At 67.3% G+C, this 20,209-nt stretch carries 17 protein-coding genes; 12 read left to right on the plus strand and 5 right to left on the minus strand.

What is annotated here, in order from left to right:
• Positions 1-108: 108 nt before the first annotated feature.
• The 4 genes from topA (at position 109) to proC (ending at position 5,541) form a co-directional block, all read left to right on the plus strand.
• A complete protein-coding gene (gene topA / locus ABV518_RS22020) occupies positions 109-2,838 on the plus strand; it encodes a type I DNA topoisomerase (protein ID WP_367771680.1) in 2,730 nt (909 codons plus the stop codon).
• Positions 2,839-2,884: 46 nt separating this feature from the next.
• Positions 2,885-3,337: an SseB family protein gene (locus tag ABV518_RS22025; protein ID WP_367771683.1), complete on the plus strand. Its 453-nt coding sequence runs from the start codon at positions 2,885-2,887 to the stop codon at positions 3,335-3,337.
• Between the two features lie 53 nt (positions 3,338-3,390).
• Entirely contained in the window at positions 3,391-4,407 is a 1,017-nt protein-coding gene (locus ABV518_RS22030; protein WP_367771686.1) for a Ppx/GppA phosphatase family protein, read from the plus strand.
• Positions 4,408-4,707: 300 nt separating this feature from the next.
• Entirely contained in the window at positions 4,708-5,541 is an 834-nt protein-coding gene (gene proC, locus ABV518_RS22035) for a pyrroline-5-carboxylate reductase (protein ID WP_367771690.1), read from the plus strand.
• A gap of 13 nt (positions 5,542-5,554) precedes the next feature.
• Here proC and ABV518_RS22040 read toward each other — a convergent pair whose 3' ends face one another.
• The gene (locus tag ABV518_RS22040) at positions 5,555-6,241 is read right to left on the minus strand and encodes a TrkA family potassium uptake protein (protein ID WP_131135094.1); all 687 of its coding nucleotides are present in this window, start codon (positions 6,239-6,241) and stop codon (positions 5,555-5,557) included.
• Positions 6,234-7,667, minus strand: coding sequence for a TrkH family potassium uptake protein (locus tag ABV518_RS22045; protein ID WP_131135095.1), 1,434 nt, complete (start codon positions 7,665-7,667; stop codon positions 6,234-6,236). Before ABV518_RS22045 ends, ABV518_RS22040 begins: the two co-directional genes overlap by 8 nt.
• A 105-nt stretch (positions 7,668-7,772) precedes the next feature.
• Between ABV518_RS22045 and ABV518_RS22050 the strand changes: the two genes are divergently transcribed.
• Positions 7,773-8,984 carry an acetoin utilization protein AcuC gene (locus ABV518_RS22050; RefSeq protein WP_367771695.1) on the plus strand — a complete coding sequence of 404 codons (1,212 nt, stop codon included), beginning with the start codon at positions 7,773-7,775 and terminating at the stop codon, positions 8,982-8,984.
• Positions 8,985-8,997: 13 nt separating this feature from the next.
• Here the strand turns inward: ABV518_RS22050 and ABV518_RS22055 are convergent, their stop codons facing one another.
• Entirely contained in the window at positions 8,998-9,501 is a 504-nt protein-coding gene (locus tag ABV518_RS22055; RefSeq protein ID WP_367771698.1) for a hypothetical protein, read from the minus strand.
• Positions 9,502-9,655: 154 nt separating this feature from the next.
• Between ABV518_RS22055 and ABV518_RS22060 the strand changes: the two genes are divergently transcribed.
• Positions 9,656-10,201 carry an ArsR/SmtB family transcription factor gene (locus tag ABV518_RS22060; RefSeq protein ID WP_367771701.1) on the plus strand — a complete coding sequence of 182 codons (546 nt, stop codon included), beginning with the start codon at positions 9,656-9,658 and terminating at the stop codon, positions 10,199-10,201.
• Positions 10,202-10,267: 66 nt separating this feature from the next.
• Here ABV518_RS22060 and ABV518_RS22065 read toward each other — a convergent pair whose 3' ends face one another.
• Complete coding sequence (locus tag ABV518_RS22065; protein ID WP_367771705.1) at positions 10,268-11,608, minus strand: alpha-hydroxy-acid oxidizing protein; 1,341 nt, start codon at positions 11,606-11,608, stop codon at positions 10,268-10,270.
• Positions 11,609-11,722: 114 nt separating this feature from the next.
• Here ABV518_RS22065 and ABV518_RS22070 point away from each other — a divergent pair, with 114 nt between their 5' ends.
• Positions 11,723-12,415, plus strand: a complete 693-nt coding sequence (locus tag ABV518_RS22070) for a FadR/GntR family transcriptional regulator (protein WP_367771708.1) — start codon at positions 11,723-11,725, stop codon at positions 12,413-12,415.
• Positions 12,416-12,424: 9 nt separating this feature from the next.
• Here ABV518_RS22070 and ABV518_RS22075 read toward each other — a convergent pair whose 3' ends face one another.
• Positions 12,425-13,459 carry a LacI family DNA-binding transcriptional regulator gene (locus tag ABV518_RS22075; RefSeq protein ID WP_367771711.1) on the minus strand — a complete coding sequence of 345 codons (1,035 nt, stop codon included), beginning with the start codon at positions 13,457-13,459 and terminating at the stop codon, positions 12,425-12,427.
• A gap of 342 nt (positions 13,460-13,801) precedes the next feature.
• Here ABV518_RS22075 and ABV518_RS22080 point away from each other — a divergent pair, with 342 nt between their 5' ends.
• From ABV518_RS22080 to ABV518_RS22100, 5 genes are all read left to right on the plus strand, one after another.
• The gene (locus ABV518_RS22080; RefSeq protein ID WP_367771714.1) at positions 13,802-15,250 is read left to right on the plus strand and encodes a Gfo/Idh/MocA family protein; all 1,449 of its coding nucleotides are present in this window, start codon (positions 13,802-13,804) and stop codon (positions 15,248-15,250) included.
• A gap of 31 nt (positions 15,251-15,281) precedes the next feature.
• Positions 15,282-16,250, plus strand: coding sequence for an NAD-dependent epimerase/dehydratase family protein (locus tag ABV518_RS22085; protein ID WP_367771718.1), 969 nt, complete (start codon positions 15,282-15,284; stop codon positions 16,248-16,250).
• Complete coding sequence (locus ABV518_RS22090; protein WP_310167986.1) at positions 16,247-17,152, plus strand: 5-dehydro-4-deoxyglucarate dehydratase; 906 nt, start codon at positions 16,247-16,249, stop codon at positions 17,150-17,152. Before ABV518_RS22085 ends, ABV518_RS22090 begins: the two co-directional genes overlap by 4 nt.
• Positions 17,152-18,261, plus strand: coding sequence for a mandelate racemase/muconate lactonizing enzyme family protein (locus ABV518_RS22095; protein WP_367771722.1), 1,110 nt, complete (start codon positions 17,152-17,154; stop codon positions 18,259-18,261). Before ABV518_RS22090 ends, ABV518_RS22095 begins: the two co-directional genes overlap by 1 nt.
• A 69-nt stretch (positions 18,262-18,330) precedes the next feature.
• Positions 18,331-19,782, plus strand: a complete 1,452-nt coding sequence (locus tag ABV518_RS22100; RefSeq protein WP_367771725.1) for an aldehyde dehydrogenase (NADP(+)) — start codon at positions 18,331-18,333, stop codon at positions 19,780-19,782.
• The last annotated feature ends 427 nt before the right edge of the window (positions 19,783-20,209 follow it).

Here is a 20,209-nt window from a genome sequence, read left to right on the forward strand (position 1 = left end):
CGCTGAGGGCGCACGTTTTCCACATGAATGCGCACGATTGTCGAAAATATGGTGAACTAGGCCAATATGGGCTCATCTGCCCGAGCAACCTTTTTCTGTAGGAGCACCGTGCCAAGCAAGGCCAAAACCGGCAAGAAACTCGTGATTGTGGAGTCTCCGGCCAAGAGCAAGACCATCGCCAAGTACCTCGGCGAGGGCTTCATCGTAGAGGCCTCCATCGGTCACATCCGCGACCTGCCGCAGCCGTCTGAGCTCCCTGCAGAACTGAAGAAGACCTCGGTGGGCAAGTTCGCCGTCGACATCGAAAACGACTTCAAGCCGTACTACGTGGTGTCCGCGGACAAGAAGAAAAAGGTGGCCGAGCTCAAGGCCCAGCTCAAAGATGCTGACGCTCTTTATCTCGCAACCGATGGGGACCGCGAGGGCGAGGCCATCGCGTGGCACCTGCTGGAAGTGCTCAAGCCCAAGGTCCCGGTGTACCGGATGACGTTCGGCGAAATCACCAAGGAAGCCATCCACCGCGCCATGGACAACCTGCGCGACGTGGACTCGGCCCTGGTGGACGCCCAGGAAACCCGCCGTGTGCTGGACCGCCTCTACGGCTACGAGATCTCCCCCGTCCTCTGGCGCAAGGTTGCCCGCGGCCTGTCCGCCGGCCGTGTGCAGTCCGTGGTCACCCGCATGGTGGTGGACCGGGAACGCGAACGCATGGCGTTCAAGGCTGCCTCCTACTGGGACCTGACCGGCCAGTTCGGCGCAGGGTCCGCCTCGTTCAAGGCGAAGCTTGCCGCCGTAGACGGCGCCAAGGTGGCCAGCGGCCGGGACTTCAACGACGACGGCGTGCTCACCGCCCGCAACGCCGTCCACCTGAACGAGGAACTCGCAACGTCCCTGGCGTCGGGTCTGCAGGACGCGGACTTCCAGGTCCGGTCCGTCGACACCAAGCCGTACACGCGCCGTCCGGCCGCTCCGTTCACCACCTCCACGCTGCAGCAGGAGGCCGGCCGCAAGCTGCGCTTCTCCTCCAAGAGCACCATGCAGATCGCCCAGCGGCTGTATGAAAACGGCTACATCACCTATATGCGTACCGACTCCTCGGCCCTGAGCGACGAGGCCGTCACGGCAGCCCGCCGGCAGGCCTCCGAGCTGTACGGCCCTGAATACATCCCGCAGTCGCCCCGCGTCTACACCAGCAAGGCGGCAAACGCGCAGGAAGCCCACGAGGCCATCCGCCCCGCCGGTGACTCCTTCCGAACGCCGGCGCAGGTGGCCAAGCAGCTCTCCGGCGACGAGTTCCGCCTGTACGAACTGATCTGGAAGCGCACCGTCGCCTCCCAGATGGGTGACGCCAAGGGCTCGACGGCGACCATCCGCCTGGGTGCCGTTGCTACAGATGGCCGCGACGCCGAATTCTCGGCCTCCGGCACCGTCATCACCTTCCCCGGCTTCCTGGCCGCCTACGAGGAAGGCAAGGACGAAAGCCGCGGCGACGACGACAGCGAAGAAGCCCGCCGCCTGCCCAACGTTGCCAAGGGCGACTCCCTCTCGGCATCCGAAATCATCGCCGTGGGCCACGAGACCTCGCCGCCGCCGCGCTTCACGGAAGCGTCCCTGACGGCCGAGCTGGAGAAGAAGGGCATCGGGCGCCCGTCGACCTATGCCTCCACCATCTCCACCATCCAGGACCGCGGGTACGTCCGGAAGCAGGGCTCAGCCCTGGTGCCCAGCTGGATCGCGTTCTCCGTGATCCGCCTGCTGGAACAGCACTTCACGGACTACGTGGACTACGAGTTCACCGCCGACATGGAAGGCGACCTGGACAAGATCGCCAACGGCGAGGCCGTGGGTTCAGCCTGGCTCAAGCACTTCTACTACGGTGAAGACTCTGATCCGGGCCTGCTGAGCATCGTCAACAACCTCGGTGAGATCGACGCCCGTGAGATCAACTCCATTCCCATCACTGACGAGATCACGCTGCGGGTGGGCAAGTTCGGCCCGTACCTGGAGAGCTCCGCCGCCACGGTGGACGCGAAGACCGGCGAAATCGTGGAAAACTCCCGCGCCAACGTCCCCGAAGACCTTGCCCCGGACGAGCTGACCGCCGCCAAGGCCATCGAGCTCATGGAGACGGCAGCGCCGGAAGAACGCGTGCTGGGTGCCGATCCGCACACCGGCCACACGGTGGTGGCGAAGAACGGCCGCTACGGCGCGTACGTCACCGAAGTCATCCCCGAGATGACCGACGAACAGCTGGCCAACCAGCCCGTCGAGTACTACAAAAACGGCAAGCCGAAGCCGCCGAAGAAGCCCGTCAAGGCCAAGCCGCGCACCGGTTCGCTCTTCGCGTCGATGACGGTGGACTCCGTCAGCCTGGACGAGGCGCTGCAGCTCATGAGCCTGCCGCGGGCTTTGGGCGAGGACGCCGAGGGCAACCTCATCACGGTGCAGAACGGCCGCTTTGGCCCGTACCTGAAAAAGGGTACCGACTCGCGCTCCATCGGGTCCGAAGAGGAAATCTTCACCATCACGCTGGAGCAGGCCCTGGAGATCTACTCCCAGCCCAAGCAGCGCGGCGCCCGGGCTGCCGTGCCGCCGCTGGCCGAGTTCGGCCCGGACCCGGTGTCGGAGAAGAACATCGTGGTGAAGGAAGGCCGCTTCGGCCCGTACATCACCGACGGCATCACCAACATCACCGTCCCGCGCGCCACGTCACTGGAGGAGCTCACCCGGGAGCAGGCAGTCGAACTGCTCGCCGAGAAGCGCGCCAAGGGTCCGGTCAAGCGCACGACGACGGCCCGCAAGGCCCCGGCGAAAAAGAAGGCCGCGGCCAAGAAGTAGCCACCGGTGGTTTGCGGTGCCGGGCACAACATGATCGAGTAGATACATGACTGAACAGCCCGGCACCGCCGATACCACGCCGCTCAACGACCTCGAAGAGAAGCTCGCCCAGGGCGGACAGCCCGACGGCAGCCCCGTGGACGTCATCCTGTCCTTCCTCAACAGCGAGGTCTACGTCGTCAGCACGGAGGGCCTTGAAGGCGAGGACTCCCAGGTGGAGCCCCTGGTGCTGGCCAACGCCGACGGCGACCCCGTCCTGGCGGTCTTCTCCCACCCCAGCCGCGTTGACGAGCAGTACCTCCAGGCGGCCCCAAACATCCTGGGGACCCAGGGCGCGGCCATCATCGCCAACATCGGCGAGGAACTGGGCATGGTCATCAACCCCGGCGCGGCCTTCGGCTTCGAGATCAACCCTGAAGGCGTGGCCAACATCAAGCGCGACTTCAAACGCGCCGACGAGCTGCCCGACGGCGCCCCCGCGGATCCCAGCGCCAACTGACATGTTCCCGCGCCGTTTGTGATCGACGTGCGGCGCGGGTGAATAATGGCAGGATGCGGCTAGGCGTCCTCGATATCGGGTCCAATACTGTCCACCTCCTTCTGGTCGACGCCCATCCCGGCGCGCGCCCTGTGCCTTTTGCTTCCCACAAGCGGCCACTCTCGCTCGTCCAGTACCTGGATGCGGACGGCAACATCTCCGATGCCGGGCAGCACGAGCTGACTGATTTTGTCCTGGAGGCCTGGGAGTTTGCGGCCAAGCACAAGGCCGAGGACCTCCTGGCGTTCTGTACGTCTGCCATCCGCGAAGCCACCAACGGTCCCGAGGTGCTGGCCCGGGTCAAGCACGAAACCACTGTGACCCTCGAGGAGCTGACGGGCAGCGAGGAGGCGTCCATGACGTTCTTCGCGGTCCGCCGCTGGTACGGCTGGGGAGCGGGACCCATCCTGAACCTGGACATCGGCGGCGGCTCCTTTGAAATGGCGTTCGGCCAGGATGAGCTCCCTGAGATGGCAACGTCCGTGCCCCTGGGTGCCAGCAGGCTGACGCGGGACTGGCTGGCGGAAGACCCGCCGTCGGCCAAAAGCGTGAAGGAGCTGCGGCGCTACATCCGCGCCACCCTCAAGCCTGCGGTCCGGCAGTTCGACGGCCTGGGTCGCGCCAACCTCGTCGCGGGAACCTCCAAGACCTTCCGGTCGCTGGCCAGGATCGCCGGTGCCGCTCCCAGCATTGCCGGCCCCTATGTGAAGCGTGAACTCAACGGGACGGACCTCGGCGTCTGGGCGCAGCGCATTTCGGCCATGAAAACCGAGGACAGGCTGCACCTGCCCGGTGTCTCCGAAGCACGCGCCAACCAGCTGCTTGCCGGCGCGCTCGTGGCGGAGGCCTCCTTGGAACTGTTCAAGTTCAAGAAGATCAGGATCTGCCCGTGGGCCCTTCGCGAGGGCCTGATCCTGCGCCGGCTGGACCAGCTGGTCTTCGCCGGCCCGCTGGACCCGGCTCCGCACGTCGCCGCGCCCCACCTCACAGCGCCTCACCTCGCCGAGACGCAGCCGGCGGCCGCACCGTAGCCAGCGCAGCGGCCAGCGGCTGCCCCGCAGCCCGACCGGCGCTTAACGCGAAAGCACCGGCATCCGCAGCAGGAAAATGGGGGAAAACCTGCTGCGGACCACCGGTGCCTCGGGCAAACATCCCCATGCTTGCCGCATCACTCGCACCCTCAATGAGGTAATAACTACGTTAGGACCCCAACTTGTGAGCGACCTGCGTCGAACATGGGAGTCCGCTGTGAATCGCTGTGCGCGAGTTCCGCCGTCGTCCGTTCACCGGCTGTTTGGGCAGCCGCGCGTTCGAACTGCCATGATGGATCCATGAGCAACCGAATCGCATTCCTTGGCTGTGGATCCATGAACGAAGCCATCCTGGGTGGCCTGATCGAGGGCGGCACCGACCCCGCCGACATCGTGGCCACCGTCCGGCGGGCCGAGCGCGCGGCCGAACTGGCGTCGCGTCACCATGGAATCACGGCCATCGCCGGCGAGGAGGAACCGGACAACAACAAACAAGCGGCGAAGGGCTCTGCCGTCGTCATCCTGGGCGTCAAACCGGTGGGCATCACCGACCTCGCCAAGGAGATCAGCGGTTCGCTGTCGCCGACGACCATTGTTGTCAGCGTCGCCGCAGCGGTGTCGATCGCCCAGCTGGAAGCGGCCCTGCCGGCCGGCCAGCCTGTCATCCGGACCATGCCCAACACGCCCGCGAAGCTGGGCCGCGGCGTCGTGTCTGTCTCTCCGGGCACCAACTGCTCACCCGAGCAGCTCCAGCTGGCCAAGGACATCCTCAAGGCGGCAGGAACAGTGGTGGAGGTGCCCGAGGACCAGGTGGACGCTCTCTCGGCCATCAGCGGCTCCGGGCCGGCCTATGCGTTCTACCTGGCGGAGGCCATGGCAGCCGCGGGCGTGGAGCTGGGCCTTGACCCTGAACTGTCCCTGCTCCTGGCCCGGGAGACCGTAGCAGGGGCAGGCTTTATGCTCGCCGAGCCCGGCGCCGACCCCTCAGCCCTGCGCAAGGCCGTCACCAGCCCCAACGGCACCACGGAACGCGCTATCGCCACGTTTGATGACCGCGGCATTCCCGGGATCATCGCCGCCGGTGCCCGGGCCGCCGCGGACCGCGCCGCGGAGATCACCAAACAGCTCAGCTAACGTCGGACAAGTTCTAGGGCCGCGCGGCGAACCGTTCCAGCAGGTCCACGTGGCCGGACACAATCAGCATGTCGCGGGCAGAAACCTTGGTCTCCGGCCGGGCATACGTGAAGTCCTCGCCCGGTGACTTCACGCCCACAATCGTGACCCCGTACTTGGACCGGACCTTGGACTCGTCCAGCGTGAAGCCCACCGTTTCGCGCGGCGGGTACATCTTCACGATGGCGAAGTCGTCGTCGAACTCGATGAAGTCCAGCATGCGCCCGGAGACCAGGTGTGCGGCGCGGACGCCGGCGTCGGCCTCGGGGTAGATCACGTGGTTGGCGCCGATCCGGGTCAGGATCTTGCCGTGCGACGGCGTGATCGCCTTGACCCACAGGTGCTCGATGCCCAGGTCCACCAGGTTCACCGTGATCAGCACCGAGGATTCAATGGATGTGCCCACGCCCACCACGGCGGAGCTGAACTCCTGCGCACCGAGCTGGCGCAGCGCGTCAATGTTGGTGGCGTCGGCTTCCACCACGTGCGTCAGGAGCGGAGCCCACTTCTGGACCAGGGTGCGGTCGCGTTCGATCGCGAGCACTTCGCGGCCCTGCTTGACCAGCTGCTCGGCGGTGGAGGAACCGAACCGGCCCAGCCCGATCACCAGGACCGGAGCGTTGTGGGCGGGCCGGTTGGGCGCGCCTGAGGAATTAGCCAATGATGGGCCTCTCTTCCGGGTAGTGGTAAAGCTGGCTGCGCTGGCGCAGGGCCAGGCCAGCTGCAAGCGTAACGGTGCCCACGCGGCCCGCGAACATCAGGGCAGTCAGGACATAAACGCCCGACGGCGGCAGCTCGGCACTGAGGTTGGTGCTCAGCCCCACGGTGGCGAAGGCTGAAATGGTTTCGAAGAGCACACGGTCCAGGGACGCGCCGCTGATCTGCAGGAGCAGGAACGCGGAGACGGAGACCAGGGTGGCCCCGGCCACGATCACCGAGATGGCCACGCGCATGGTGCCCTGCGGGATGGTCCGGCCATAGACCTTGACGTCGGCGTCGCCGCGGGCCTCGGCCACAATGGCCAGGAACATGACGGCGATGGTGGTCACCTTGATGCCGCCGGCGGTCGACGCCGAGCCGCCGCCGGCGAACATCAGCGCGTCCGTCAGCAGCATGGTGGTGGACTCCATGTGGTTCTGGTCCACGAGGTTGAAGCCGCCGGACCGGGTCATGACAGAGGCGAACAATGAGTGGGTGATCTTGTCACCCAGGTCCATGGGCCCGATGGTCCGGGCGTTGTCCCACTCCATCAGCCCCCACAGAACGGTCCCGGCGGCCAACAGGATGAAGGACACCTGGATGGTCAGCTTGGTGTGCAGGTTCCATTTCTTCCAGTTCAGCCCGTTCTGCTGCAGTACCATCACCACCGGGAAGCCCAGGCTGCCCAGGAAGACGCCGAGCATCAGCGGGATGAGGATCCACAGGTCAGTCTCGTAGGGGACGATGCCGTCCGAATGCGGGGTGAAACCGGCGTTATTGAAGGACGAAATCGAATAGAAGATGCCGTGCCAGACCGACTGCCAGAACGGCTCACCGAGCGTCATAAAGCGGGGGATCAGCGTCAGGGCAAGGACGCCCTCGATCACCACAGAGGTGGTGATGACGATCCGCAGCAGCGTGCCCACCTCGCCCAGGCGGCCGGCGTTGTTCATGGCTTCCTGGGCGATCAGCTTGCCGCGCACCCCCAGCTTCTTGCTCACCATCAGCGCCAGCAGCGAGGCGAGCGTCAGGGTTCCCAGGCCACCCACGAAGATGCCCACCAGGATGACCAGCTGGCCGAAGAAGGACCAGTGCACCGCCGTCGACACAACCGTCAGGCCTGTGACGCACACAGCGGACACCGCGGTGAACAGGGCTTGGTGCAGGGGTGTTGCCGCCCCGGTGGCTGACGAGACGGGAAGCGACAGGAGGAACGTGAAAACGAGGCAGACGGCGGCGAACGCGCTCAGGGCAAGACGGGCAGGGGAGGTGTTGGCGATGTCGTCAATGAAGTCCCGCAGCCGGGTGAAGATCCACAGGCCTTCGCGCTCCGGTGCGGCGGGGTGCCAGCTGGCCGGGTTCCGGGGCCTCGACTGGCGTTGCGTCATGGGGTGGCTTTTCCTCGGTTGAAACTGTTTCCTCCAGTAGTAAACCACTAATGCACGCGTAATGGCCGGGCTGGGCGGGCGGCGTGCTCGGGTAGCCTGTGATTGATGACATTCCTGCCCGGTCTCAGCCAGCCCGCGCCGCCAACGACGGTGGTGTGGAATTCCGCCATGACCGCGTACAACTTCGGCCCCGGCCACCCCATGGCTCCCGAACGGATGGACCTGACGGCCCGCCTGGCGCGCAGCCTGGGCCTGCTGGACCTCCCGCATGTTTCGGTGGAAGCTCCGGAGGTGGCGTCCGACGGCGAGCTTGAGACCGTGCATTCACCGGACTTCGTGGCGGCCGTGCACAGGGTCAGCGAGGACCCGGCCTCACCGGACGAATCCAAGGGGCTGGGCACCGAGGACGATCCCGCCTTCGCCGGCATGCACGAGGCCGCCGCTCGCCTGGCCGGCGGTTCGCTCCTCGCGGCAGCGGCAGTGCTGGACGGATCCGCGCTCCATGCGGTGAACTTCGGCGGCGGCATGCACCACGCGGCCCGCGACCGCGCCAGCGGCTTCTGCATCTACAACGACTCGGCCCTGGCCGTGCAAAGACTGCTCGACGGCGGCATCCGGCGCGTGGCGTACATCGACGTCGACGCCCACCACGGGGACGGGACGGAAAGCATCTTTTGGGACGACCCCCGCGTGCTGACCATCTCGCTGCACGAAAGCGGGCTGACGCTCTTCCCGGGAACCGGCTTCGCGAACGAAATCGGCGGCCCGCAGGCGGAGGGGAGCGCCGTCAACGTTGCGCTGCCCTCCGGTACGGGGGATGCCGGCTGGCTGCGTGCGTTCCATGCCGTGGTCCCGCAGCTGATCGGGGCTTTCGCACCCGAAGTGATCGTGAGCCAGCACGGCTGCGATTCGCACCGCACGGATCCCCTGACGCACCTCAACCTCAGCGTCGACGGGCAGCGCGAGGCGGCCACCGCCGTCGGGAATCTTGCCGCGCGCCACTGCGGCAACCGCTGGATCGCCACCGGAGGCGGCGGGTACAACGTGATGGACGTGGTGCCGCGGTCCTGGAGCCACCTGATCGCCATCGCCGCCGGACGCCCGGTGCCGCTGCGGACCCCCGTGCCGGAGGACTGGCGCAAGTATGTTGACGAGAAATTCGGCGCAGCAACGCCGGGGCTGATGGGCGACGACGTGGAGCTCTGGTGGCGGTCCTGGGAAGTGGGCTTCGACCCCAACGACGCCGTGGACCGCACGGTCATGGCCACCCGCAAAGCCGTTTTCCCGCTGCACGGACTGGACCCCTGGTTCGACTGAATGACCCTGCGGGTCAGGTGGTGGGCTTCTCCGTCTGGAACACCACCCCGGCCGCGCCGATGAGCCAGCCCAGCAGCGACAGGGCGAACGCGCCGATCAGGTCCGTGGACGCCGTTCCCTTAACCAGCCACAGCAGCAGGACCAGCAGCCCCACCGCGAGGTAGACCACCACGGCTGCGACGATCCGTCCGGACAGCCTGGCGGTGACCTCGGACGGATTGAAGGCCATGGCGCCGCCCGGGGCGGCCGGCCCTGCGCTCCTTCGGGCCTCCTTGTCGCGCTCGTCGCGGCGGACCTCCGCGATGGTGAACCCCAGTGCAGAGGCGGTGAGTGAACTGAGCGAGGTGGCCAGCACCCCGGCCGCTGTGACCAATGCTCCGTTCAGTGGCGGCGCCGCTGTCCTGCCGTCCGGCACCCAGAATCCGACGCGCAGCAGCACGGAGCCCCAGACCGCCACAAAAAGGCCCAGGAAGACGAACGCGATGATGTTGAACAGTTGCTGGCGCAGGAAATCCATAACCACCCACCCCTCACCTCTGAGCGGCCGCGGCCGGACAGTCCGGGCAACCGTGAAACCGTTCTAGCACCGCACGGGACGAGGGGCAATGGCGTTCGGATACGGGCCGAAATAGTTGATGCCTTTCGGCGTATATGTCGCTAGGGTGGGAGGCATGGTGACAGACGACGTATTTGCCGTCATTGCGGAAGCAACCCGGCGCGACATCCTCGTATCCTTGCGTGCCGGGGACAAGGCCGTAGGGGAGCTGGTGGAGGAGCTGGACGCGAGCCAGCCCACCATTTCCAAGCACCTTAAAGTCCTGCGTGAGGCGCAGCTGGTCAGCATGCGCGCGCAGGGCCAGAAGCGTTACTACGCGCTCAACCCCAAGCCGCTCGAGGGGATCGTCAGCTGGCTGGAAACGTTCGACGTCGGCCCGGCGGCCGCCGCCGCAAAGTCACCTGCGGCCCCAGGTACAGAAGTTGGCAGCGAACGTGCGGTGGCTACCCCGGTGCCGGGCGACGCAGCCGTGGCCGCCGTCCTGGCGCGCGACGACGCCGAGCTGAGTCCCGCCGTCGTGATTCCCGGCGGCACTGCAGCCCCGCTCAGCGACGACACCGTGCCGCAGCAGATCGGACGGACCGTGGGTCGCGCCGCCACCAAGGCCGCCGACCTGCTGGCCAACCTGCCGAACCTCCCGAAGTTCGGCCGCAAGAAGTAGCCCCTGAACGGTGGTTGAGCCTGTCGAAACCTGGATCTCGACGGGCTCGATCACCGGCGGGCGCGGCTACTTGTTGAGCAGGCGCACGTGGTCCGGGGTCAGCTCGGAGATCTTGCTGACGCCCAGCAGTGCCATGGTGCGGGCCATGTCCTTCTCCAGGATCTGGATGGCGCGGTCCACGCCGGCGCGGCCGCCGGCCATGAGGCCGTACAGGTACGCGCGGCCGATCAGCGTGAAGTCGGCGCCGAGGGCCAGGGCAGTGACGATGTCCGCGCCGCTCATGATGCCGGTGTCCAGGATGATGGCGGCGTCCGAGTTGTCCTTGGTGAAGGCTTCCTTGACGTCCGGCAGCAGGTGGAACGGGATGGGTGCGCGGTCCAGCTGGCGGCCGCCATGGTTGGAGAGCACCACGCCGTCGGCGCCGTGGTCCACCACCTTGCGGGCGTCCTCAACGGTCTGGATGCCCTTGACCACGAGCTTGCCCTTCCAGGTCTCACGCAGCCAGTCCAGGTCTTCGAACGTCAGGGTGGGGTCGAACATCGAGTTGATGAGGTCGGCCACCGTGCCCGTGTAGCGGGACAGCGAGGCGAAGGTCAGCGGCTCGTGGGTGAGGAAGTTGAACCACCAGGCGGGGCGGTAGGACGCGTCCAGCACGGTCTTGATGGTCAGGGCCGGCGGGATGGTCATGCCGTTGCGGACGTCGCGGAGGCGGGCGCCGGCGACGGCGGTGTCCACGGTCACCATCAGGGTGTCGTTGCCGGCTTTGGCGGCGCGCTCGATCAGTTCCAGCGAGCGGTCGCGGTCCGTCCACAGGTACAGCTGGAACCAATTGCGGCCGTTCGGGGCGGCGGCGGCCACGTCCTCGATCGAGGCGGTGCCCATAGTGGAGAGAGTGTAAGGGATGCCCGCGGCTTCGGCCGCCTGCGAGCCGGCGTACTCACCTTCGGACTGCATCATGCGGGTGAAGCCGGTGGGGGCGATGCCCACGGGCAGCCGGGAGGACTTGCCCAGGATGTCGGTGGTCAGGTCGATCTGGGAGACGTTGCGCAGGATGCCGGGCCGGAACTCGATGTCCAGGAAGGCTTCGCGGGCGCGCCGCAGGGTGATTTCGGCTTCGGCGGCGCCGTCGGTGTAGTCAAAGGGCGCCTGCGGGGTGCGGCGCTTGGCGATGTCGCGCAGTTCCCATATGGTGCTGGCGCGCTTGAGCCGGGCTTCCTTGCTGAACTCGGGCTTCTTGAACTGCATCAGCGGGGCAAGGTCCGAGTACTTCGGGATGCGGCGCTTCAACGCAGCCGGCACCGCCGACGAAGCAGCGGGACGCGGCGCGGACGCGGCAGTTGCCGGAACATCCGTGGTGTCCGGAGCCGGGGTGGTCTCGGGATTGTTCGGCTGGATCGTGTGGGTCATGGCTTCCTCCGTTGGTGGGCCGGACAGCTTTCGACGCGGAAACTGCTGGGCCGCGCGTGTGGTCTAACCACACTCTAGGGCATGTGGTCCAACCACATCAAGTAGGATGGCGGTATGCGTACCCACCAGCTTGTCCTGCACTGGATTGAGGGCCAGCTCTCCGAGGGCAAGCTGGCCGTGGGCGGGCGGCTGCCCGCGGAGCGGACCCTCGCCGAGCAACTGCAGGTCTCCCGCACGTCGGTGCGCGAGGCGATCCGCATCCTGGAGGCCATGGGCGTTGTCCGTGCCGGCGTCGGCTCCGGTCCGGAAGCGGGGACGGTGGTGATTTCGGATCCGACGGCGGCGCTCGGCTCGGCGCTTCGGCTCCACGTGGCCACCCAGCACCTCCCGGTGTCCGACATCGTCCAGACCCGCGTATTGCTGGAATCCTGGGCGGCGTCGCATGCCCGGCCAGATTCGCCGGAGCTCACCGGCGCCGCCCGGCTCCTGGAGGAAATGGACGCCGACGGGATGGCGGTGGATGATTTCCTCGCGCTGGACGTCCGCTTCCACCTTGCCCTGGCCGACGCCGCAGGCAATGCCGTGGTCAGTGCCATGATGGGGTCCCTGCGCGAATCCATCACCGGCTACGCTTCCCGGCTCACCGCCAACCTGCCGGACTGGGATGCCACCGCGGCGCGGCTCAGGGCGGAGCACCACGGAATCCTGGACGCCATCCGGAACGACGACGGCCAAGGCGCAGCCAAGCTCGTGGCCGCGCACATCGAGGGCTACTACCGGGAGGCCGGGCTGAGGCACTCCACGTAGTCCGGCCGCTTAGCCGTGCGCGGCCGTGCGCGGCGCCTTGGCCGGCCCGCTGCTGGCCCGGATTTCCAGCCGCGGCTGGTAGCGGCTGCCCGGGGCGTCATTCTCTTCCTTGCGGATGAGTGCGCGCATCTGGTGCCACGCCTGCTGGCCAAGCTCCGTGATGGGCACTGCCGCGGTGGTGAGGGTGGGCGTGGTGTAGCGGGCGAACGGAATGTCATCGAAGCCCGTGACGGAGATGTCGCCGGGCACGTCCACGCCCCGTTCGTGGAGCCCGCTCATCAGGCCCATGGCCACGAGGTCGTTGAACGCGAGGATGCCGGTGGCGCCGCTGTCCAGCACGGCGTCCACTGCTTCGTGCCCGGTGTCGAAGTCGGAGCCGCCTTCGAGCATGAGGACCTCCACCTGAGGGTGGGCAGCCTTGAAGGCCTCCAGGCCCTGGAGCCGGAGCCGGTTGGAGGCGCTGCGGGGCGGGCCGGCCAGGAACGCCAGGCGCGTGTGGCCCAGATCCACCAGGTGACCGGCGAGGTCCTGGACGCCCTGCCCGTAGTCCACCACGAGGCTCGGAACGTCAGCAGCCGTTGTGGTCCTGTTGATCAGCACCAGGGGATGCAGCGAAGGAACTATTTCCTCGAGTTCGGCGTCGCTCATGCGCGGAGCGCAGAGGACCAGGCCGTCGCACCGGCGGCGTGCCTCGCCTGCCAGGATGGCTTCCTCACTGGAGACTTCGAAGGAATCCGCGATCAGTACGCGGTAGCCGTCCTGCGCCGCGGCCCGGCTCAATCCGCGCAGGATGGCCTGGAACGTGGGGTTGGCCAGGTCCGGAACCACAATGCCAATCGTGTCCGTCTTGCCCAGCGCGAGGCTGCGGCCCACCGGATTGGGCTGGTACTTCAGTTCCGCTGCTGCGGCGCGGACGCGCGCCGCGATCTCCGGATCCACGGTGAAGTTTCCGTTCATCACCCGCGAAACCGTGGCATGCGAAACCCCGGCCTTGACGGCAACATCCGCGATGCCGATCCTGCCGGTTGCCGATCTCCTGACCATGGTCTGCCTTTCGTAGGTCCCTCGGGCCATTCTGCCGCCAGAGGGCCGGCGATTTCCGGCAGATGGCGGTGTCGTGAGAAAAAGCATATAACGCCCCCGGAAAGCGATTTCTATGGCCGGCGGCGCAATCCGCTCCCGGCGCGGGGACGGCGTTGCGGGCACCAACGTAGAAAACGCTTTCTCATTAGAAGGATAATGGTTGACGTGGGCGGCCTGCTCTTGGTACAAATCATATAACGCTTCTGAGAAAACGCTTTCTCGGTGATGTTCCGGAAACTACGCAATGCACCACCACGAACGGCCGCCCGCCGGCCGAGTATTGAGCCTTCGAAAGGGACCCTCATGGTCAACACAGCCGAATCGAGTTCTGCTACCGCCGCTTTCACGTCCGCTCCGCTGACCGGCACCGCAGCCGCCCCGGAGCCGGGCTCAGGCACGAAGGCGCGCATCGCCCTGATCGGCACCGGCGGCCGCTCCGAGATGTACATCCGCGCCATTTTCGGCAAGCACGCGGACACCGCGGAACTCGTGGCCTTCTCCGACGTCAACCCCGGCCGTGTGGAGTTCTACCAGAAGCTCATTCAGGAACTCGGGTCCCCGGGCCCCGTTGCCTCGTTCGACCCCGCAGACCTCACCGCCTTCATCCAGGCCAACAACATCGACCGCGTTGTGGTGACCACGCCGGACTACACCCACGCTGACTACATCGTCGAGGCACTCGAGGCGGGCGCCGACGTCGTTGTTGAAAAGCCCCTCACCATCGACGCCGACGGCTGCCGACGGATCACCAAGGCCGTGGAAGAGACCGGCCGCAACGTGGTGGTCACCTTCAACTACCGCTACTCACCGCGCAACAGCGCCCTGAAGGAAATCATCCAGAGCGGCGTGATCGGCAAGGTCACCTCGATCGACTTCAGCTGGGTCCTGGACACCGTCCACGGCGCCGACTACTTCCGCCGCTGGCACCGCGAAAAGAAGAACTCCGGCGGCCTGCTGATCCACAAGGCATCGCACCACTTCGACCTGGTCAACTGGTGGATCAACGACGTCCCCGAGCGTGTCTTCGCCTCCGGCGGCCTCAAGTTCTACGGCGACAAGAACGCCGCCGAGCGCGGCCTGGGTCCCCGTCCGGAACGTGGAACGCCCGACGCCGGTGCTCCCGCCGCCGCCGAGAAGGACCCGTTTGCGCTGGACCTCCGCGACGATGAGCGCCTCAAGGCCCTCTTCCTGGACAACGAGCACTACGACGGCTACCGCCGTGACCAGGACGTCTTCACCGGCGGCATCACCATCGAGGACAACCTGGCACTCGTGGTGGAGTACCAGGGCGGCCCGCGCCTGAGCTACTCCCTGAACGCCCACAGCCCGTGGGAAGGCTACCGCGTGTCCGTCAACGGCACCGAGGGCCGCGCCGAGCTGGAAGTGGTGGAACGCGCCGCCGTCCTGAGCAGCACCGACAAAAAGACCGTGGTTGACCCCAGCGCCACCCCGATCGAAGAGGAAGACGCCATCCGGCGCAACGGCGAACGCCTCGTGATCCAGCGCCACTGGGAGCCCGCCTACGAAGTACCCATCGTCAACGGCGAAGGCGGCCACGGCGGCGGCGACGAACTCCTCCTCTCCGACCTCTTCAACGGTCCGGGCGAAGACCCGCTGGGCCGGCCGTCCGGCTACCTCGACGGCCTGCGCTCCGTCTCCGTCGGCATTGCCGGCAACCGCTCCCTGGAATCCTCCCTGCCCGTCCGCATCGAGGACCTGGACCTCGGCGCCGATCTTCGCCGCGGCGCCTAGCCCGCGGCCCCGAAAACCTAAAGGAACCAACATGAGCAGGATCTTTGTCACCGGCGGCTCCGGCCGGCTGGGGCGCAGCGTGGTGGCCGGGCTCGCGCAGGCGGGCCACGAGGTCATCTCCGTTGACCGCGACGCCATCCCGGCGGACCAGCTGCCGGCCGGCGTCGTCCAGGTAACCGGCGACCTGCTGGCCCCGGGTGAGGCCTTGCGCCTTCTCCGTGAAGCCAAGCCCGACGCCGTCATCCACCTCGCGGCGATCGCCGTACCGTTCAGTGCCCCGGAAGACGTCATCTTCGGCACCAACACCCGGCTGGCGTTCGCTGTCATCAGCGCCGCCACGGAACTGGGCATCGGCAAGATTGTCACGGCCAGCAGCCCCACGGCGCTGGGCTACGGCTGCCCGGCGGGCTGGCTGCCCGCCGGCTTCCCGCTGGATGAGCGCACCACGCCGAAGCCGTGGAACGCCTACGCGCTGTCCAAGCTGATCGCCGAGCAGACCGTGGAGATGTTCGCCGCGGCGCAGGGGGAGAAGATCCGGTACGCCGCCTTCCGGCCCTGCTACGTCATCTCGCCGGAGGAATGGGAAGGCGCGCCCACGCAGCAGGGGCACACCGTGGCCGAACGCCTGGCCGACCCCGCCCTGTCAGCCCCGGCACTGTTCAACTACGTGGACGCCCGCGACGTCGCAGATTTCTTGGACGTGCTCCTGCAGAAGATGGACTCCATCCCCAACGGGGAAACCTTCTTCGTCGGAGCAGCTGACGCCCTCGCCACCGCACCCCTGGCCGAACTGATGCCGCGCTTTCTGCCCGGAAGCGAAGCCCTGGCCGCCGGCCTGACCGGCACCAGCCCCGCCTTCTCCATCGCCAAAGCCCGCGAACTGCTGGGCTGGGAGCCCAAGCGCAGCTGGCGGACCGAACTGAAGACAGAAACCACCCTCAACGACGAGACGTCCGCCTCGCTGGTCACAGCCGGAGCCGGATCCAAGGAGACATCATGAAATTCGACGGCGTACTGTTTTTCCCCGTCACCCCGTTCACGCCGGAAGGCGCTGTGGATGTGGAGCTCCTCAAGGAGCACATCGACTCGCGGCTTCCGTTCGGGCCCGGCGGCGTGTTTCCCGCCTGCGGCACCGGTGAATTCCACGCCCTGAGCATCGACGAGGTGCGCACCGTGGTGACCGCCGCCGTCGAGGTTGTGGCAGGCAAGGTTCCCGTAGTGGCCGGAGCCGGCGGACCCCTGGGGCACGCCCTGGCTGCCGCCCGGGTTGCCGAGGAAGCCGGTGCCGACGCACTCCTGGTCCTGCCGCCGTACCTGGTCACCGGACCCACCGACGGACTGGTGGCCTACATCGAGGCAATTGCGGACGCCAGCAGCCTGCCGGTGATCGTCTACCACCGCGGCAACGCCAAGTTCACCGCCGCCTCCATGGCACGGCTCGCCGCCAACCCCAAGGTGATCGGCTTCAAGGACGGACTCGGCGATGTGGGCCTGGCCCAGGAGATCGTCTCCGCCGTCCGCGCCACGGGACGCGAGGACTTCGCCTTCTTCAACGGCCTGCTGACCGCCGAACTGACCCAGGGTGCCTACCGCGGACTGGGCATCCCGCTCTACTCCTCGGCGGCATTCGCCATGGCACCGGAGATCGCCAAGGCCTACTACGACGCCTACATGTCCGGTGACGAGGAGCGCCGCAACGCCCTGCTGGAGGGCTTCTACGCCCCGTTGGTGCGGCTCCGCGACCAGACCCCCGGCTTCGGCGTCTCGCTCATCAAGGCGGGCCTGCGGCTCGGCGGACTGGCTGTTGGCGGCGTCCGCCCGCCGCTGGTGGACCCCACCGAGGACCAGCTGGTCCAGCTGAAGTCCATCCTTGCCAAGGGCTACGAGCTGGCTGGCCGCTGATGAGTGCGCCCGCCGTCGAAGCCGTCCGGACCGCGCCGCGCATCACCGGACTCACCACCCGCCTCCTGACTGTGCCGCTGCGGCGCAGCTGGGGAGCGGACGCGCCGGAAAACCATGTGATCGTCACGGAGATCCAGACGGACGACGGCGGCGCGGGGCACGGTTTTTCCTGGACGCCCACCATCGGCCCGCAGGCCGTCAAGGCCCTCCTCGACTACGACATCGCACCATTCGTCACGGGGCTGCCCGCCAACCCCGAGACGGTGTGGGACGCGTTGTGGAAACGGCTGCATGAGGCCGGCGGCGGGGGACTGACCACCATCGCCATGGCCGGCGTCGACCTCGCCCTCTGGGACCTCCAGGCCCGCCGCGCGCAGGCGTCCGTCACCGGACTGCTGGGCCAGCGGCAGGAGTCCGCGGAGGTGTACGGTTCCGGCGTGAACCTGCACTACACGCTGGAGGAGCTGGTGGCCCAGACCGAACGCTGGGTCGCCGCCGGGCACAAGGCAGTCAAGATCAAGGTGGGCAAGCCCGACATCCGCGAGGACGCCGAGCGTGTGGCGGCCGTCCGGTCCGTGCTCGGCCCGGACCGCAAGCTGATGATCGACGCCAACCAGCGCTGGGACCTGCCCACCACTTTCAAGGCCCTGGACGTCCTGGCGGAGTACGGGCTGGAGTGGCTCGAAGAGCCCATCCGCGCGGACGACCTCTGGGCGTACCGCAGGCTCCGGAAGCAGTCACCCGTGCCCATCGCCCTGGGCGAAAACCTGCACACCATCTACCGCTTCCGCGATTTCATTGAGGCGGAAGCGGTGGACATCATCCAGCCCAACATCATCCGGGTGGGCGGCATCACTCCGTTCCGGCGGATTGTGGAGCTGGCGCGGACGAACAGCATCCGGGTGATGCCGCACCTGCTGCCGGAGCTGTCCGGGCAGCTGGCCCTTACGCTGGCGGAGCCTACGCTGGTGGAGGACGTGGAGGACGCGTCCTTCGAGCAGCTGGGCATCCTGGCCGGGCCGTCGCCGGTCCGCTTCAGCAACAGCCGCCTGACGCTTACGGACGAGCCCGGACTGGGCTTCCGCTTCACGGACAACCCGCAGGCCTGATGCACGCCCTATGACCGCAGATCTACTAGACGCAGACACGACACCTCCCGACGAAATACAGGTACCCCAGTGACAACTGCAACCCTTTCACTTTCCGAGCTCACGGCTGCCGCCACCCGCGCCGCTTCCATCGCGGCCGCAGCGTCCGATGCCGAGCGCGCTGGCTGGCTCAACGCCGTCGCCGACGCCCTGGACGCCAATGTGGCGGAACTGGTGGAGATCGCCGATTCGGAGACCAGCCTCGGCAGCGTCCGGCTGACCGGCGAGGTGGCCCGCACGTCCGGGCAGCTGCGGCTGTTCGCCCGTGTGATCACCGAAGGCTCCTATCTTGAAGCCGTGATCGACCATGCGGACCCGTCCGCCACGCCGCCCAAGCCGGACCTGCGCCGTATCCTTCGCCCGATCGGTCCGGTAGCCGTCTTCTCGGCCTCCAACTTCCCGTTCGCGTTCTCCGTGGCCGGCGGCGACACCGCGTCCGCCCTGGCCGTGGGCTCCTCGGTGATCGTCAAGGCCCACTCGGGCCACCTGAAATTGTCCGAACGGACGGCCGAAGTGGTCACCGAGGCCCTGCGTGCCGCCGGTGCCCCGGAAGGCCTTTTCGCCCTGGTGAGCGGCCGCGAGGTGGGAACTGCCCTCGTGCAGGATCCCGCCATCAAGGCCGTGGGCTTCACCGGCTCCATCCCCGGCGGCCGGGCGCTGTTTGACCTCGCGGTCTCCCGTCCGGATCCCATCCCGTTCTACGGCGAGCTGGGCAGCCTGAACCCGGTGGTCATCACCGCGGCCGCCCTGGCCGAGCGTTCCGGCCAGCTCGCGGCGGGCCTCGCAGCCTCGTTCACCATGGGAGCCGGCCAGTTCTGCACCAAGCCGGGCCTGGTCTTCATTCCGGCGGGCACCGGCTTCGCCGCTGAGCTGGCGGAGGCAAGCAAGGACAAGCCGACGGCGGCCATGCTTACCAGCCGGATCTCCGACGCCTACCCCGACGGGCTGCGGAGCGTGGCTTCGCTGCCAGACGTGACTATCGTCAGCGGCACCGCGGACCAGGACGCCACCCGTGACGGCGCCGCACCCGTGGTGTTCTCCACCTCCGCCGCCAACGTCCTGGAACGCCCGGACGAGCTGCTGGAGGAGTGCTTCGGCCCCACCACACTGCTGATCGAATACACGGACCAGGAAGAACTCTCCATTGTCCTGGCCAAGGTTCCCGGCAGCCTGACCGCCACCGTCCATGCCCAGCCGGGCGAGGACGTCGCGGACCTTGTAGAGCAGCTGTCCGGCCTCGCCGGCCGGGTCCTCTTCGACGGCTGGCCCACCGGCGTGGCAGTGAACTGGGCCCAGCAGCACGGCGGCCCGTACCCGGCCACCACGTCCCTGTTCACCTCGGTAGGCGCGACGGCGGTCCGCCGCTTCCAGCGTCCCGTCGCCTACCAGGATGCCCCGGAAACGGTGCTGCACCCGGCCCTGCGCGAAAGCAACCCGCTGGGCATCCCGCGCCGCGTGGACGGCGAGCTCCGCCTCCCCTAACGACCCTCTCTCACTTAATGTCGGTTTAACCGCAACGCTCTATCACTTTCTTTAGGAGAGTGATAGAGCGTTGCGGTTTAAGCGGCAGGACGTCCGGTGCCCCCGCCGGCCGGCGGGCGTCGCACAGCGCACGTTTTTGGGAAAGCGGACGACGTCGGCGACCGGTTTGCCGGGGGACCGGCACCTGGGGTGGGCCAAAAGGCTGCCCCGGGTGACGCCGTCGTACGTCCTGCCCGACGCTCCCTCACTTCCTGTCGCTTAAACCGAACGCTCTCTCATCCGCCGCCCCGCGCAGGACGGCAAATGAGAGTGTCCCTATGTTGTTCGTCAAGGGGTTTGGGGTTTTTTGGGGTGGTAGAGGCTGCCATCGCGGAGCATGGCGAAAAGGGTGTCGCAGCGGCGTCGGGCGAGGGCGATGATGGCCTGG

The sequence above is a fragment of the Arthrobacter sp. HS15c genome, from assembly GCF_040812005.1.
In the GTDB taxonomy this organism is placed as follows: Bacteria; Actinomycetota; Actinomycetes; order Actinomycetales; family Micrococcaceae; genus Arthrobacter.

What these genes read in the sequence shown, in the direction of transcription:
- ABV518_RS22025 (WP_367771683.1), top strand. Translation starts at nt 2,885, where the DNA reads ATGACTGAACAGCCCGGCACCGCCGATACCACGCCGCTCAACGACCTC.
- ABV518_RS22030 (WP_367771686.1), top strand. Translation starts at nt 3,391, where the DNA reads ATGCGGCTAGGCGTCCTCGATATCGGGTCCAATACTGTCCACCTCCTT.
- proC (WP_367771690.1), top strand. Translation starts at nt 4,708, where the DNA reads ATGAGCAACCGAATCGCATTCCTTGGCTGTGGATCCATGAACGAAGCC.
- ABV518_RS22045 (WP_131135095.1), bottom strand. Translation starts at nt 7,667, where the DNA reads ATGACGCAACGCCAGTCGAGGCCCCGGAACCCGGCCAGCTGGCACCCC.
- ABV518_RS22050 (WP_367771695.1), top strand. Translation starts at nt 7,773, where the DNA reads ATGACATTCCTGCCCGGTCTCAGCCAGCCCGCGCCGCCAACGACGGTG.
- ABV518_RS22055 (WP_367771698.1), bottom strand. Translation starts at nt 9,501, where the DNA reads ATGGATTTCCTGCGCCAGCAACTGTTCAACATCATCGCGTTCGTCTTC.
- ABV518_RS22060 (WP_367771701.1), top strand. Translation starts at nt 9,656, where the DNA reads ATGGTGACAGACGACGTATTTGCCGTCATTGCGGAAGCAACCCGGCGC.
- ABV518_RS22065 (WP_367771705.1), bottom strand. Translation starts at nt 11,608, where the DNA reads ATGACCCACACGATCCAGCCGAACAATCCCGAGACCACCCCGGCTCCG.
- ABV518_RS22070 (WP_367771708.1), top strand. Translation starts at nt 11,723, where the DNA reads ATGCGTACCCACCAGCTTGTCCTGCACTGGATTGAGGGCCAGCTCTCC.
- ABV518_RS22075 (WP_367771711.1), bottom strand. Translation starts at nt 13,459, where the DNA reads ATGGTCAGGAGATCGGCAACCGGCAGGATCGGCATCGCGGATGTTGCC.
- ABV518_RS22080 (WP_367771714.1), top strand. Translation starts at nt 13,802, where the DNA reads ATGGTCAACACAGCCGAATCGAGTTCTGCTACCGCCGCTTTCACGTCC.
- ABV518_RS22085 (WP_367771718.1), top strand. Translation starts at nt 15,282, where the DNA reads ATGAGCAGGATCTTTGTCACCGGCGGCTCCGGCCGGCTGGGGCGCAGC.
- ABV518_RS22090 (WP_310167986.1), top strand. Translation starts at nt 16,247, where the DNA reads ATGAAATTCGACGGCGTACTGTTTTTCCCCGTCACCCCGTTCACGCCG.
- ABV518_RS22095 (WP_367771722.1), top strand. Translation starts at nt 17,152, where the DNA reads ATGAGTGCGCCCGCCGTCGAAGCCGTCCGGACCGCGCCGCGCATCACC.